This window comes from Streptomyces akebiae (genome assembly GCF_019599145.1).
Taxonomy (GTDB): Bacteria; Actinomycetota; Actinomycetes; order Streptomycetales; family Streptomycetaceae; genus Streptomyces; species Streptomyces akebiae.
The window spans coordinates 5,118,066-5,132,456 of record NZ_CP080647.1; the positions used below are offsets into that span (position 1 = coordinate 5,118,066).

Genomic DNA, 14,391 nt, shown 5'->3' on the forward strand with positions numbered 1-14,391 from the left:
CAGCCTCAGCGCCCCAGCCGTCCCCGGACCATACCGACCATCGAGTTGAGCTCTTCGATGCGCATGCGTCGTGCGGCGACGTAGAAGACACCGAGCAGAACGATTCCTCCCCCGACGAGTGCGAGCATCGAACCACCGACGCCCTGTCCCAGGGCCCGGCTGATGCCGTAGCAGGCCGCACCACTGAGCAGCGCCGCGGGCAACGAGGCGATGGACAGTCGCGCGTACGTGCGCATGACCCTGGAGCCGTCCAGGTCCCCGCCCAGCCGCTTCTTGAGGCGACGCCAGGCCACGCCGACGCCGATCATGTACGCCAGACCGTACGAGGCCGCCATGCCGACCACGGCCCAGCGGGCCGGGATCACGAAGAAGCAGATCGCCGAGGCGCTCGCGTTGACGGCCGCCACGATGACCGTGTTGTAGAAGGGCGTCCGGGTGTCCTCGTACGCGTAGAAGGCGCGAAGGACGACGTACTGCACGGAGTACGGGATCAGGCCGAGCCCGAAGGCCATCAGCATGAAGCCCATGTTCGTCGCCGCGCCGGTGCCGGACGAACCGAAGATCAGCGTGCACATCGGGATGCCCAGCGAGACGAAGCCGAAGGCGATCGGCACGATGGCGACGGCCGTGGTGCGCAGACCCTGTGAGATGTCGTCACGCACGGCGCCGGCGTCGTCCTCGGCTGCCGAGCGCGAGATGCGGGGCAGGAGGGCGGCCATGAGCGAGACGGTGATGATGGCCTGAGGCAGGCCCCAGATGAGCTGTGCGTTGGCGTAGGCGCTGAAACCGGTGCCGGCGATCTTGGTTTCCGTGACCGCTGCGGTCGCCAACTGGGTGACGACGAGGGCGCCTGCCTGGTTGGCGAGGACGAACAAGATGGTCCACTTGGCGAGCATTGCGGCCTTGCCGAGACCGTGCCCCTTCCAATCGAACCGCAGCCGCATCCGGAAGCCGGTCTCCCGCAGGTACGGGATCATCGCGAGGGCCTGGACCACGAGGCCCAGGAGGATGCCGATACCCAGCAGCCGTTCGCCCTCCGGCGGGATGTTCTCAACTGTCATGCCGGAGTCTGCCGCGCTGCCGTAGACCCAGAGGAACGCGCCGAGGGTGACGATGATGACGATGTTGTTGAGGACCGGCGTCCACATCATCGCGCCGAACCGGCCGCGGGCGTTGAGGATCTGTCCCATCACCACATGGATGCCCATGAAGAAGATCGAGGGCAGAAAATAACGGGTGAAGGTGACAGCGACGTCATTGGCCTGGGCGTCGGAGGCGAGAGGCGTCGACAGTGCACGGACGAGAAGTGGCGCGGCGAACATGGCGAGCGCTGTGAGGAGGCCCAGGATCACCATGACCAGGGTCAACAGCCTGTTGGCGTACGCCTCTCCGCCGTCCTCGTCATCCTTCATGGCACGGACGAGCTGCGGCACGAAGACGGAGTTGAGGCCACCGCCGACGGTCAGAATGTAGATCATCGTCGGTAGCTGATAGGCGACCTGGAAGGACTCACCCAGCAGAGCGAGACCGAGCGCCGAGACGATCATCGCCGAGCGGATGAACCCCGTAAGGCGCGAGACCATGGTGCCCGCCGCCATGACGGCGCTCGACTTCAGCAGGCCCGAGGCCCGCCCGCCCTTCTTCGCGGCGGGTGCGGGCGTGGGAACAGGTGCTGGCTCCTCGCGGTCCGGACGGCCCGCCCCGGGGCTCGGGGCCGGGGCCGGACCGGGAACGGACGGCTGCCCCACAGGGGAGCCGCCCTGCTGCTGGTCGCGGAAGAGATGGGCGAAGGCGTCCGGCTCGTGGCGCTCTTCACCGGCCTGCGTCACCAGGTCGTCCACACCGACGAACTGGGTGGTACGGGCGTCGTCGCCGTACGGCAGATGCCGGGTCGGCCCCTCGGGCTCGGGCGCTGGCGTCTGGGCCCACACACGAGGGTCAGGCGCGTACTGCGGCGCCGACGGCTGAGCGTAGAGCGGCTGCTGCGGCTGGTAGGTGCCCGGGGCCGGCGGCGGGTGGGCGGCTCGGTCGTAGAGCGCCTCGGCCACCGGGTCCTGCGCGGCGAGATCATGTGCGCGGTAGGGGTCCTGGTCGTACGCGTCCTGGAGGTACATGTCCGCGGGGGGCTGCGGCGGCACCTGGCCCGGCCCGGGCTGCGGGCCCTCGGGATACCCCGAGTCGGCCGCGCCCTGGCCGCGGTCACCGTCGTACGGCGCGTTCATGGTTACCCCACCTCATCGTCCCCGGGCCAACCGGCCACGACAATCGCTCAACGGTCCACTCTCTCACCCGTGCCGGACGGGTCGGCGCTTTCCGGAGCGGTGTCCGGTGCCGGGTCACTCGCGTGCTCCGGCTCATCTGTCCCGGACTTCACCGGGGGCTTCTCCTCGGCAGTGTGTACGACTGAGACCGCCTCGGTGTTCGCGTCGCCGTCTCTCCGGGCGCTCTCCGACGCCTCGTCGTCCGTCGGGGCTCCTTCTGTCTCCAGACGGGCGGCGGCGCGCTTGCGCTGGGTGTACATCCGGAATCCGGCGAGGACGAGGAGCAGGACGCCACCGGCGATGACCAGCATCACCGTGGCGGTGATCTCGGTGACGTTCACCGTGAATCTGACCTCGTCACCATACTTCTCGCCGTCCGCCGTGTAGAGCTGGGCGACGACGGTGACCGGCCCGTTGGCCTCGGCGTTGGTGGTGAACTTCACCGACTCGCTGTGCCCGCCGGAGATGTCGACGGACTGCTCGGCGAAGTCGTCATCACCGATCTTCAGACGCGTCGGTGCATTGGACGTGAGGCGCAGCGTCAGGTTGTCGACACCCTGCACAAGGTTGTTCTGGACGGTCACGGGGATCGTCGCGCTGCGGCCCGAGAGCTTCGTCTCGGACTTCTCGATCAATCGCACCTGCTCGGTGAGTGAGTTGAGGTACGTCTGGACGCCGTTGCGGTAGACCGCCGCGTCCATGGAACGGCCGCGCCAGGAGGTGGACATCTCCCGGTCCATGGTCCTGCCGAACGGCGTGACCACTCGGGACTGGTCGGAGAGGATCACCTTGAAGCGGTCGAGGTCGGCCTGCGTGGTCTGGATCTCCTCGAAAGAGGACTTCGGCAGCGCCTGCTTCCGCAGCGACGAGGGGTAGGCCGAGGAAGACGGGATCTTGGTGTTGGCGCTCGGATCGGGCTTCGCGGCGGCGGCGGCCGAGAGTTCCTGAGGCTGCGACCAGTTTCCGCCCTGGAGCGCGGTGAGAGCCTGCGCCATCGTCTGTGCCTGGCTGGCCGACGGCATCCGCTGCGGAGCGATCACGATGCTGCGCTGCTTGCTGTTCTGGAGTTCCGTGGTCAGGCTCTGGGCGAGGAATCGCTGCACCGCCAGCGTGGAACTCTCGGCCTTCGTCATGTCGCCCTGGAAGGCCGTCGACAACCGGGCGTCCGCCACCACTGCCGTGGTGCCGCCGCCGATGGGCCGGGCCGCGCTGGGCGTGTAGGACAGGCTGCTGCTCTCCTGCAGGCTGTCGCTGCGGGCGATCACCTTGTCGGCGCCCGCTGAGATGGCGACCTTGACGATCGACGGGTCGACGGCACCGTTCACGGGCCAGGCGAAGTCCGTCTCCGGCTCGACACGGAGGATGTTCTGGACCGTGTCGGAGGCCACATCGGTGGCGTCCTTCAGACGGCTGAGAGAGCCGGTGATCGTCTTGCCGTTGTGGGCCAGCGCCGCGAGGTCGGGGTCGGCGAAGGGCAGAGCGATCACCTCCTCGCCCTGAACCGCGGTCTCCAGCTCCGCCAGCCACTCCTTGGCGACAGCCTGATTCCGGCCCGCGACGGTCGTGCCTCCGCTGCGGACCTGGTATCCGCCCGTCATCGCGACAACCGATGCCAGCAGGTCCGGATCGATCACCCAGGTGATGTCCAGGTCCTTGCCCAGAGTCAGCATCTGCTCCAGGCGTCCGCCCGCGGAGATCTCCTTGGCCAGATCCTCGTTGAGGAAGACGGGCGTCTGCTGCTCGCCGGGACCGGTCTCGGCCGTCAGATGGGTGTTGGAGATCAGCGGCCAGAGGTACGTCGTCTTCGTCTTGGCGTCCGACTCCTCGGGCTGCCACGGCAGGAACGTGCGCTGGATGCCGAGGACCTGGTCGTACTGAGCGGCGGCGGTCCTGCCCGAGAGGGAGACCCCCAGCTGATAGACACCGTCCGCGCCGAGGTCCAGTTCCTTGACGGGCACCGAGATGGTGAAGGGCTGGGCCACGCCGGAGGCGAGCGCGGAGAACTTCTCCACGTACTTGCCGCCGACCTCCGGCCCGTCGGCGTACTGCTCGAAGCCGGAGCGTTTGGCCGCCTCGTCGATGGACGAGCGGCCCGACACGGCGGCCGGGGCCACACGCAGGCCCACATGGGCGTCCGTGACGGTCTGCTTGCCCTTGTTCGTGACCGTGCCCGAGACGGTGACGGTGTCGCCGTCGGTGGGCACGCTGGGGCTGAGCGAGTCGAGGGAGACCTCGACGGTGTTCGATCCCGTGGCCTCGGCCAGGGAGGCCTTCGGGGCCGCCTGCGCGGCCGGGGTCCCGGCCAGCTGGAACAGGCCTGCCAACAGGGGTGCCCCAGCGAAGAGGGCTCCGGTGCGCAGCAGCCACCGGCGGGCAGGTGAGGGACTCGTCCCTTGGAAGTCTGCCGCCTCGGCCACGCGCTCGCCCGTCCCTCGTCGTCGTCAGTGGTCGTCGGAATGTGCGTCCACGCATGGTAACGATGTGCGCTGAGAGGAAGTGCCGCGGTCCGCTCCACAAGATCGAGCGACGAGGCCGGGCTGTCCCTGTATGTGCACGTATCAAAGGGGTGGGTGAGGGGGCCGTCTGCGCGAAGTCCTTGTGCACCTTCAATGGAGGCGACCGCGGCCACCGGCGCCCCGTACCCTTTTCAGTTGTGCCGAACGCCAACGAAGACATCAGTGCCCTGAGTCAGGTGCAGCGCCGCGCGGTGAGTGAACTGCTGCGGGTGTCCCCTGTCGCCGACGACCTCGCCCGCCGTTTCCAGGAGGCCGGGTTCTCGCTCGCCCTGGTCGGCGGTTCGGTCAGGGACGCGCTGCTCGGTCGGCTCGGTAACGACCTGGACTTCACGACGGACGCCCGTCCCGAGGACGTGCTGAGGATCGTGCGCCCCTGGGCGGACGCCGTCTGGGAGGTCGGGATCGCGTTCGGCACGGTGGGCGCTCAGAAGGACGGCTACCAGATCGAGGTCACGACCTACCGTTCCGAGGCGTACGACCGGACCTCGCGCAAGCCCGAGGTGTCGTACGGCGACTCGATCGAGGACGATCTCGTACGCCGTGACTTCACTGTGAACGCGATGGCGGTGGCCCTGCCCGAGAAGGAGTTCATCGACCCGCACGGCGGGCTGGAGGACCTCTCGGCGCGCGTTCTGCGTACCCCCGGCACACCTGAGGCGTCTTTCTCCGACGACCCGCTGCGCATGATGAGGGCTGCACGTTTCGCCGCCCAGCTGGACTTCGAGGTGGCCCCCGAGGTCGTTTCGGCGATGACCGACATGGCCGGTCGCCTTGAGATCGTCTCGGCGGAGCGGGTGCGGGACGAGCTGAACAAGCTGATCCTTTCCGCTCACCCACGTGAGGGCTTGACCCTGCTGGTCGACACCGGGCTCGCCGAGTACGTCCTGCCCGAGCTGCCGGCGCTGCGACTGGAACGTGACGAGCATCATCGGCACAAGGATGTCTACGACCACACGTTGATCGTCCTGGAGCAGGCGATCGCGCTCGAGGAGAGCGGCCCGGACCTCACGCTGAGGCTCGCCGCGCTGCTGCACGACATCGGCAAGCCCCGCACTCGTCGCTTCGAGAACGACGGCCGGGTCTCCTTCCACCACCACGAGGTCGTGGGCGCCAAGATGACCAAGAAGCGCATGACAGCCCTCAAGTACTCCAACGACCACGTCAGGGATGTCTCGCGGCTGGTGGAACTCCACCTGCGCTTCCACGGGTACGGCACCGGCGAGTGGACGGACTCCGCTGTCCGCCGCTATGTGCGCGACGCCGGCCCGCTGCTCGACCGCCTTCACAAACTGACCCGCTCCGACTGCACCACGCGGAACAAGCGCAAGGCGAACGCTCTCTCCCGGGCGTACGACGGTCTGGAGGAGCGCATCGCCCAGCTCCAGGAGCAGGAGGAACTGGACGCCATCCGCCCGGATCTCGACGGCAATCAGATCATGGAGATCCTGGGTGTCGGTCCGGGCCCGGTGATCGGGCAGGCGTACAAGTTCCTGTTGGAGCTGCGTCTGGAGCACGGGCCGATGGAACACGATGAGGCCGTGACAGCGCTCAAGGAGTGGTGGGCTCAGGCGTCCCAGGTTTCCTGACGGCAGGCCGGCAGTCGTCTGCGACCGGCATCAGCGCGGGGCGATGTTTCACGTGAAACATCGCTCTCTGTTTCAGGGCTGCCTTGCCAAGCCGAAGCGGGCCATGGCTGCAGCGATCACTCCGTAGATCACCGCCACGGTGATCACCAGAGCGGTGGAGCGGCCGTCCGGCGGGAGCATCAGGGCGGCTACGGCAGCGGCGCCTACGAAGGCGATGTTGAACAGGACGTCGTAGAGGGAGAAGATCCGGCCCCGGTATCCGTCCTCGACGGAGGACTGGACGATCGTGTCCGTCGAGATCTTCGCTCCCTGCGTGACCAGACCCAGGACGAACGCCGCGATCAATATGGGCACTTCCGTGAAGGGCAGGCCGAGCGCCGGTTCCAGCACGGCGGCGGCCGCGGAGCAGGTCACGATCCAGAGGCCGGGGCCCAGCCTCCCCGCAGCCCAGGGTGTGATCACCGCCGCCGTGAAGAATCCCGCTCCCGAGATGCCCACAGCGAGACCGAGGAGGGCCAGCCCCTCGTCTTCGGACGCTCCAGAGCTTTCGAACGACCAGGCATAACGGCAGAGCATGAGCACCATGACGGTCAGGGCGCCATAGCAGAAGCGCATCAGCGTCATCGAGGCCAGCGCCCAGGCAGCGGCCCGCCGTCCCGGCTCGGCGAGATGTCGTACACCCGAGACCAGACCCCGTGCGGTGCCGGCTACGGCCGTGCCCAGTCGTGGCTGCACCAGTTCGGGATCCGGGCCGAGCAGTTCCCGGGCGATACGCAGGGAGGCCAGAGCCGCGCAGAGGTAGAGGCCCGCGCCGAGGAGAACCACTGCGGCATCGGAATCCGATGCCACCAGCCGAACGGCGAAGGCGAGGCCGCCGCCGGCGGTCGCGGCGAGCGTTCCTGCCGTCGGGGAGAGCGAGTTGGCGACCACCAGGCGGTCGGCGTCGACCACACGGGGCAGAGCAGCGGAGAGGCCGGCCAGGACGAAGCGGTTGACCGCCGTGACGCAGAGCGCGGAGACGTAGAAGAGCCAGTCGGGCACGTGGCTCAGGACCAGGACGGCTGTCACCGAAGCCAGCACGGCGCGGAGGAGGTTGCCGTAGAGCAGGACCTGGCGGCGTCGCCAGCGGTCGAGCAGGACTCCGGCGAAGGGGCCGACGAGGGAGTACGGAAGAAGGAGGACCGCCATTGCGGAGGCGATCGCGGCTGCCGACGTCTGCTTCTCGGGCGAGAAGACGACGTACGCGGCCAACGCGACCTGGTAGACGCCGTCGGCTCCCTGTGACAGCAGCCGTACGGCCAGCAGATGCCGGAAGTCCCGGAAACGGAGCAGGACGCGCAGGTCGCGCACGACGGACATGGGGCACAGCCTCACATACGCGGAGGGTCCCCGGGCACCTGACCCGGGGACCCTCAACAGCCCGTCACGAACGCCTGATCAGCGCTCGACCTCGCCCTTGATGAACTTCTCGACGTTCTCACGAGCCTGGTCGTCGAAGTACTGCACCGGCGGGGACTTCATGAAGTACGACGACGCCGACAGGATCGGGCCGCCGATGCCACGGTCCTTGGCGATCTTCGCGGCGCGCAGTGCGTCGATGATGACACCGGCGGAGTTCGGGGAGTCCCAGACCTCCAGCTTGTACTCCAGGTTCAGCGGGACGTCACCGAAGGCACGGCCCTCGAGACGGACATACGCCCACTTGCGGTCGTCGAGCCAGGCGACGTAGTCCGACGGGCCGATGTGGACGTTCTTCTCGCCGAGCTCCCGGTCGGGGATCTGGGAGGTCACGGCCTGAGTCTTGGAGATCTTCTTGGACTCCAGGCGGTCGCGCTCCAACATGTTCTTGAAGTCCATGTTGCCGCCGACGTTCAACTGCATCGTGCGATCAAGGATCACACCGCGGTCCTCGAACAGCTTCGCCATGACGCGGTGCGTGATGGTGGCACCCACCTGCGACTTGATGTCGTCACCGACGATCGGGACGCCGGCCTCGGTGAACTTGTCCGCCCACTCCTTGGTGCCGGCGATGAAGACCGGAAGGGCGTTGACGAAAGCGACCTTGGCGTCGATGGCGCACTGGGCGTAGAACTTGGCCGCATCCTCGGAACCGACGGGCAGGTAGCAGACTAGGACGTCGACCTGCCTGTCCTTAAGGATCTGGACCACGTCGACCGGGGCCTCGGAGGACTCCTCGATGGTCTCGCGGTAGTACTTGCCGAGGCCGTCCAGCGTGTGGCCGCGTTGCACGGTCACACCGGTGCTCGGCACGTCACAGATCTTGATCGTGTTGTTCTCGGAGGCGCCGATGGCGTCCGCGAGGTCCAGACCGACCTTTTTGGCGTCGACGTCGAAGGCGGCGACGAACTCCACGTCACTGACGTGGTACTCGCCGAACCGCACGTGCATGAGGCCCGGGACCCTGGACGCCGGGTCGGCGTCCTTGTAGTACTCGACTCCCTGCACCAGCGACGCGGCGCAGTTGCCCACACCGACGACGGCTACGCGAACCGAACCCATTCCGGTTGCTCCCTGTGTGTACGAGTGAGGTCCTGGCAGGGACCTCACGTGGTGGTGTCGCCGGGCGCATCCGGTCCGGGGGTGTCCCCGGGCCGGGGCAGGGCGCCCGGCGCTCCCTCTGTGGTGTCGCGAGCGGGATCTCCTTGGGCGGGGCCCTTCAGGTCCCGGCCTGCCCGCTCGCTCTCGATGAGCTCGTTCAGCCAGCGCACTTCGCGCTCCACGGACTCCATCCCGTGGCGCTGGAGCTCAAGCGTGTAGTCGTCGAGGCGCTCGCGGGTGCGTGTCAGAGAGACGCGCATCTTGTCCAGCCGTTCCTCCAAACGGCTGCGACGGCCCTCCAGGACGCGCATACGCACATCCCGGGAGGTCTGCCCGAAGAACGCGAAGCGAGCGGCGAAGTGCTCATCCTCGTAAGCGTCGGGACCCGTCTGCGAGAGCAGCTCCTCGAAGTGCTCCTTACCTTCCGCCGTCAACCGGTAGACGATCTTGGCGCGGCGACCCGTGAGCGGGGCGGCGGCAGCATCCTCCGGGGTACCACCCGACTCCTCGATCAACCAGCCGTTGGCGACCAGCGTCTTGAGGCAGGGGTAGAGCGTCCCGTAGCTGAACGCCCGGAACACACCCAACGACGTGTTGAGTCGTTTGCGCAGCTCATAGCCGTGCATCGGGGCTTCGCGGAGCAGGCCGAGGACGGCGAACTCGAGTATCCCGGAGCGTCGGCTCATCGTCGCCTCCCGTCTCCCGCTGGCCCCGCCGACACGATTTATGCCGAGCTGATGTATCGACTCGATACATCAAGACGATAGAACGCCCCTACGGATGCGACAAGTGGGGATCCGGTGAACGGGGTCACATCACCGATTAGTAGGAAGCAAGTTGCCTGTTTTGGGGTGAAGTTCGGTGCTCAGTGGGTTTTGGCGGTGCGTAGTCTGTGCGGCATGCACACCACTGGGAATCGAGTGACGTGTGAGCACGTCGTCGTCCTGGGTGCGGTACGGATGAATGCCAACACGACCGCATCCGTACTTCGGGGGGACCGGAAACCAGCCGCCGTTTCCAGGCGCGCACGGGTGCGCCTGCCCGAGGAGTAGTCGTTCGATGAGCGAGCACCGTCGCAAACCGCCGCAGCCGCAGGGAGGCGGACGTGCCGCGGCCCGACGCGGCCAGTCGGCTTCCTCCGGCCGCCGCGCGGCACCGCGGGGCGCCAGCGGGTCACTTTCCGATACATACGCTGCGGGAGGTGAGGAGTCCCCGTACGAGGGACGCGCAGCGACTCGACGTGCGGCGCAGAGAAGTACCGGCGCCGGTCCGGGCGGCAGCCGTCGTAGAGCGGCTGAGCCCGCGGGGCGCGGTCCGGGGCGTGGCCGAGGGCGTGCCGCCCCGCCCGGCAAAAAGCGCTTTATCGACTATCCGCGCGCCGGTAGGTACGGGGCGATGCGGTGGGTGCCTTCGTGGCGCCAGGTGACAGGGCTGTTCATCGGGTTCTTCGGCTGCCTCGTGGCGGCGGCCGGCATCGGGTACGCGGTTGTGGCCGTGCCCGACCCGGCTCAGGCCGCGACAGCGCAGAACAACGTCTACTACTGGTCGGACGGCTCGCAGATGGTCGCGACGGGTGGTGAGGTCAACCGCCAGATCATCGCGTACGAGAAGATTCCCAAGGCGATGCGCTACGCCGTCATGTCGGCCGAGAACAAGACGTTCGAGACTGACAGCGGCGTCGACCCGATGGGAATCGCCCGTGCCGTCGTCAACATGGCCAAGGGCGGTCAGACGCAGGGTGGTTCGACCATCACCCAGCAGTACGTGAAGAACGCCATGCTCGACGATCAGTCGCAGACGCTGTCCCGGAAGGTGAAGGAGCTCTTCATCTCGGTGAAGGTGGGCGCCTCCGTCGACAAGGACGAGATCATGCGCGGCTACCTGAACACGGCCTACTTCGGCCGTGGCGCCTATGGTCTCCAGGCCGCCGCCCGCACCTACTTCGACAAAAGCGCGGAGAAGCTCAACCCAAGCGAGTGCGCGTTCCTCGCCGCGGTTCTCAAGGGCGCGACGTACTACGACCCCGCAGGGGCGACTGCGATCGACCCGGCCGCCACGTCGGCGGCGAACACCAAGCGGGCCACGGAACGTTGGGATTGGATCCTCAACGAGATGGTCAAGGACAAGCACCTGTCCGCGGCCGAGAAGGCCAAGTATCCCAACTTCCCCGAGATCCAGCCTCCGCGCTCCAACGCGCAGCTGGGTGGCCAGATCGGTTACCTGGTCGACACAGCCAAGGGCTACATCCTCAACAACACCGACATCACGCAGAAGCAGCTTGAGCAGGGCGGCTACGAGATCCACACGACCTTCGACAAGAAGAAGGTCAAGGAACTCGAGAAGGCCGTGACGAAGGTCCGTAAGGAGAACATCAAGCCGGACCTGCGCCCGAAGACCGACACCCATGTGCAGTTCGGCGGCGCGTCGGTGAACCCGAAGTCGGGTGCCATCGAGGCGATCTACGGTGGCGAGGACGCCACCAAGCACTTCACCAACAACGCCGACGTCACCGGAGCGCAGGTCGGCTCGGTGTTCAAGCCTTATGTCCTGGCGGCGGCCATGACCTGGGGCAAGCGTGACCCTGACCTCGACCCCGACCAGGCGCAGGACGAGCGGACCATCGTCTCGCCGAAGAGCCTCTACAGCGGGAAGAACAACCTCAAGATCAGGGACTACAACGGCGACATCTGGACGAACGAAGAGGGGAAGGAGTGGCTGCAGGCCAACGACGGCGACGAGTCGTACGGCAGCCCGCCGAAGTATCAGATCGATCTCCGTGAGGCGATGCGGGTCTCGGCGAACTCTCCCTACGTGCAACTGGGTATGGACGTCGGCCTCGAGCGGGTGAAGGAGGCAGCCATAGAGGCAGGCCTCAAGGAAGGCAGTCTGACCGGCACGAGCTTCCCGTCCTTCTCGATCGGTATCTCCGACCCGAGCGCGATCCGCATGGCGGGTTCGTACGCGACCTTCGCCGCCAGTGGTAAGCAGAACGAACCGTTCTCGGTCAAGACCGTCGAGTACGAGGGGCTGACCAGGTTCGACCACGAGGACATCGCCGAACCCAAGCGGGCCTTCACGTCGAAGGTCGCCGACAACGTGACCGATGTCCTCAAGACCGTCGTCGACGAGGGAACCGGCACGTCGGCTCAGCTGGACGGCCGTGAGGTGGCGGGCAAGACCGGCACCACCGACGGCAACAAGTCGGCCTGGTTCGTCGGGTACACCCCGCAGTTGTCGACGGCGATCAGCATGTACCGCATGGACGACGACGAGTCGAACAAGAACCGCACGTTCTTGGAGATGTATGGCACGGGTGGCCAGGAGACGATCCACGGTGCCTCGTTCCCGGCCGAGATCTGGCACGACTACATGGAGGCCGCGCTCAAGGGCCAGCCGGCGGAGGACTTCCCGGAGCCGGAGCCGATCGGTGTGATCGTCAACGACGACCCGGACCCGACGCCCACCCCGACGGTGACCGAGTCGGAGGAGGAGTCGCCCGAGCCGAGCCCGACGCCGACCGAGAGCGAGATCCTGCCCTCGCCGACGCCCAGCGAGACCTGCCGCAACCCGTTCAACCCCACCTGCGAAGATCCCGGTGGTACCGACACGGGCGGCACGGACACCGGTGGAATCGACGGTGGGGTGACTGCGACGCCGTCGGAGTCGGAGGATGATTCGAGAGGCAACCAGAACGGGGGTCTCTTCGGAGGCAACGACGGCTAGCTGCCGTCCCAGCAGGATGTTTCACGTGAAACATGGGCCACCGCACCGATCAGGTGCGGTGGCCCTCGCCGTATGCCCGGGAGACCTGATCAGGGGGCGGCCTGTGTTTCACGTGAAACACAGGCCGCCGGATACGACGGGATGCCGTGGTCCTCGGCGTATTCCTAGGCGCGTACGGCAGGATGTGCGGCATGCCCAGTGCAGAGACGACGCGAGTGAGCACGGACGAGCTAGAGCCGGTGCAGCCCACCAGGGAGGACGAGGTCGCTTCGACCGGCAGTGAGCTGATCGGCGGCCCCATCGGGCGCCGGGCGCTGCTCGGCATGTCCTGGTGGACGCCGGTACGGGTCGTCGCGCTGGTGGCCATCGGCATGTTCGCGCTGGGCATGGTGCAGAAGCTGCCCTGCTACGACGGCGCCTGGTTCTTCGGGGCCAGCTCCCAGTACACGCACGCCTGCTACTCGGACATCCCGCATCTCTACCAGGGGCGTGGCTTCGCTGACGGACTCGTGCCGTACTTCGACAAGATCCCCGGTGATATGGAGTACCTGGAGTACCCGGTACTGACCGGTGTGTTCATGGAGGTCGCCGCGTGGCTCACACCGGGCAGCGGCACCATACAGGACCAGGAGCAGTGGTACTGGATGGTCAACGCCGGGATGCTGATGGTGTGTGCCGCGGTCATCGCGGTCTGCTGCGCGCGCATTCACCGCCGGCGTCCGTGGGACGGGCTTCTGGTGGCCCTGGCGCCCGCTTTCGCACTGACCGCCACCATCAACTGGGATCTCCTCGCGGTGGCCCTGCTGGCCGCCGCGATGCTGATGTGGTCACGTCGGCGGCCCCTCGCCTTCGGCGTGCTGATCGGGCTCGCCACGGCCGCCAAGTTCTACCCCTTCCTGGTACTCGGACCGCTCTTCGTGTTGTGCTGGCGAGCGGGCAAGTGGCGCGCGTTCGCGACCGCTCTGCTCGGTGCTGTGGGGGCCTGGCTCGCGGTGAACCTTCCGGTGATGTTGCTGGCGCCCGACGGGTGGTCGAAGTTCTACCGCTTCAGCCAGGAGCGCGGTGTGGACTTCGGTTCCTTCTTCCTCGTCATCTCGCAACGGGTGAACATTCAGATCACCGCCGAGACGGCGAACGCGTACGCGATGGTCTCGATGGTGCTCGTCTGCGTCGGCATCGTCGCGCTCACGCTCACCGCCCCGCGCCGCCCACGCTTCGCTCAGCTCGCCTTCCTGATCGTCGCGGCTTTCATCCTCACCAACAAGGTCTACTCGCCGCAGTACGTCCTCTGGCTGGTCCCGCTCGCCGCGCTGGCCCGGCCCCGCTGGCGGGACTTCCTGATCTGGCAGGCCTGCGAGGTGGCGTACTTCCTCGGGATCTGGATGTACCTCGCTTACACGACCAGCGGAGACGCTCACAAGGGCCTGCCTGCCGAGGGTTATCAACTTGCCATCATGGCTCACCTGTTGGGCACGCTCTACCTGTGCGTCGTCGTTGTGTGCGACATCTTCCTGCCTGAGCGGGACGCGGTGCGCAGGGCTGGTGACGACGATCCGTCCGGCGGAGTGCTCGACGGCGCGGAGGATGTCCATGTGTACGGTGCGGCAGCCCATCCCCCGAGACACGCGATGCCCTTCGAAGGGCCTCAGGTGGAATGGGGCAGCCGTGACCCGGGAGGCAGTTCGCTCTGAGCGAACAGGGCGGGGGAGGCAACGCTGGGACGCATGCGGAGGGCCGGACACGAGA

At 67.1% G+C, this 14,391-nt stretch carries 8 protein-coding genes; 3 read left to right on the forward strand and 5 right to left on the reverse strand.

Annotated elements, in window-relative coordinates; translation table 11 throughout:
- Positions 1-5: 5 nt before the first annotated feature.
- On the reverse strand, positions 6-2,222 hold the full coding sequence (gene murJ / locus K1J60_RS21990) for a murein biosynthesis integral membrane protein MurJ (RefSeq protein ID WP_220647694.1): 2,217 nt from the start codon (positions 2,220-2,222) through the stop codon (positions 6-8).
- Between the two features lie 47 nt (positions 2,223-2,269).
- Positions 2,270-4,678, reverse strand: coding sequence for a DUF6049 family protein (locus tag K1J60_RS21995; protein ID WP_220647695.1), 2,409 nt, complete (start codon positions 4,676-4,678; stop codon positions 2,270-2,272).
- Between the two features lie 236 nt (positions 4,679-4,914).
- Between K1J60_RS21995 and K1J60_RS22000 the strand changes: the two genes are divergently transcribed.
- Positions 4,915-6,363, forward strand: a complete 1,449-nt coding sequence (locus K1J60_RS22000) for a CCA tRNA nucleotidyltransferase (protein ID WP_220647696.1) — start codon at positions 4,915-4,917, stop codon at positions 6,361-6,363.
- A gap of 72 nt (positions 6,364-6,435) precedes the next feature.
- Here K1J60_RS22000 and K1J60_RS22005 read toward each other — a convergent pair whose 3' ends face one another.
- From K1J60_RS22005 to K1J60_RS22015, 3 genes are all read right to left on the reverse strand, one after another.
- Positions 6,436-7,722: an MFS transporter gene (locus K1J60_RS22005; RefSeq protein ID WP_220647697.1), complete on the reverse strand. Its 1,287-nt coding sequence runs from the start codon at positions 7,720-7,722 to the stop codon at positions 6,436-6,438.
- A 78-nt stretch (positions 7,723-7,800) separates the two neighbouring features.
- Positions 7,801-8,883 carry an inositol-3-phosphate synthase gene (locus tag K1J60_RS22010; RefSeq protein WP_220647698.1) on the reverse strand — a complete coding sequence of 361 codons (1,083 nt, stop codon included), beginning with the start codon at positions 8,881-8,883 and terminating at the stop codon, positions 7,801-7,803.
- Positions 8,884-8,927: 44 nt separating this feature from the next.
- The gene (locus K1J60_RS22015) at positions 8,928-9,608 is read right to left on the reverse strand and encodes a PadR family transcriptional regulator (protein WP_220647699.1); all 681 of its coding nucleotides are present in this window, start codon (positions 9,606-9,608) and stop codon (positions 8,928-8,930) included.
- A 373-nt stretch (positions 9,609-9,981) separates the two neighbouring features.
- Here K1J60_RS22015 and K1J60_RS22020 point away from each other — a divergent pair, with 373 nt between their 5' ends.
- Positions 9,982-12,645, forward strand: a complete 2,664-nt coding sequence (locus tag K1J60_RS22020) for a transglycosylase domain-containing protein (protein ID WP_220647700.1) — start codon at positions 9,982-9,984, stop codon at positions 12,643-12,645.
- A 182-nt stretch (positions 12,646-12,827) separates the two neighbouring features.
- Positions 12,828-14,336, forward strand: a complete 1,509-nt coding sequence (locus K1J60_RS22025) for a glycosyltransferase family 87 protein (RefSeq protein WP_220651620.1) — start codon at positions 12,828-12,830, stop codon at positions 14,334-14,336.
- Positions 14,337-14,391 lie beyond the last annotated feature (55 nt).

Bases quoted from the DNA above. Each gene is read 5' to 3' on its own strand.
- K1J60_RS22025 (WP_220651620.1), top strand. From the start codon at position 12,828: ATGTGCGGCATGCCCAGTGCAGAGACGACGCGAGTGAGCACGGACGAG.
- K1J60_RS22005 (WP_220647697.1), bottom strand. From the start codon at position 7,722: ATGTCCGTCGTGCGCGACCTGCGCGTCCTGCTCCGTTTCCGGGACTTC.
- K1J60_RS22015 (WP_220647699.1), bottom strand. From the start codon at position 9,608: ATGAGCCGACGCTCCGGGATACTCGAGTTCGCCGTCCTCGGCCTGCTC.
- K1J60_RS22010 (WP_220647698.1), bottom strand. From the start codon at position 8,883: ATGGGTTCGGTTCGCGTAGCCGTCGTCGGTGTGGGCAACTGCGCCGCG.
- K1J60_RS22020 (WP_220647700.1), top strand. From the start codon at position 9,982: ATGAGCGAGCACCGTCGCAAACCGCCGCAGCCGCAGGGAGGCGGACGT.
- murJ (WP_220647694.1), bottom strand. From the start codon at position 2,222: ATGAACGCGCCGTACGACGGTGACCGCGGCCAGGGCGCGGCCGACTCG.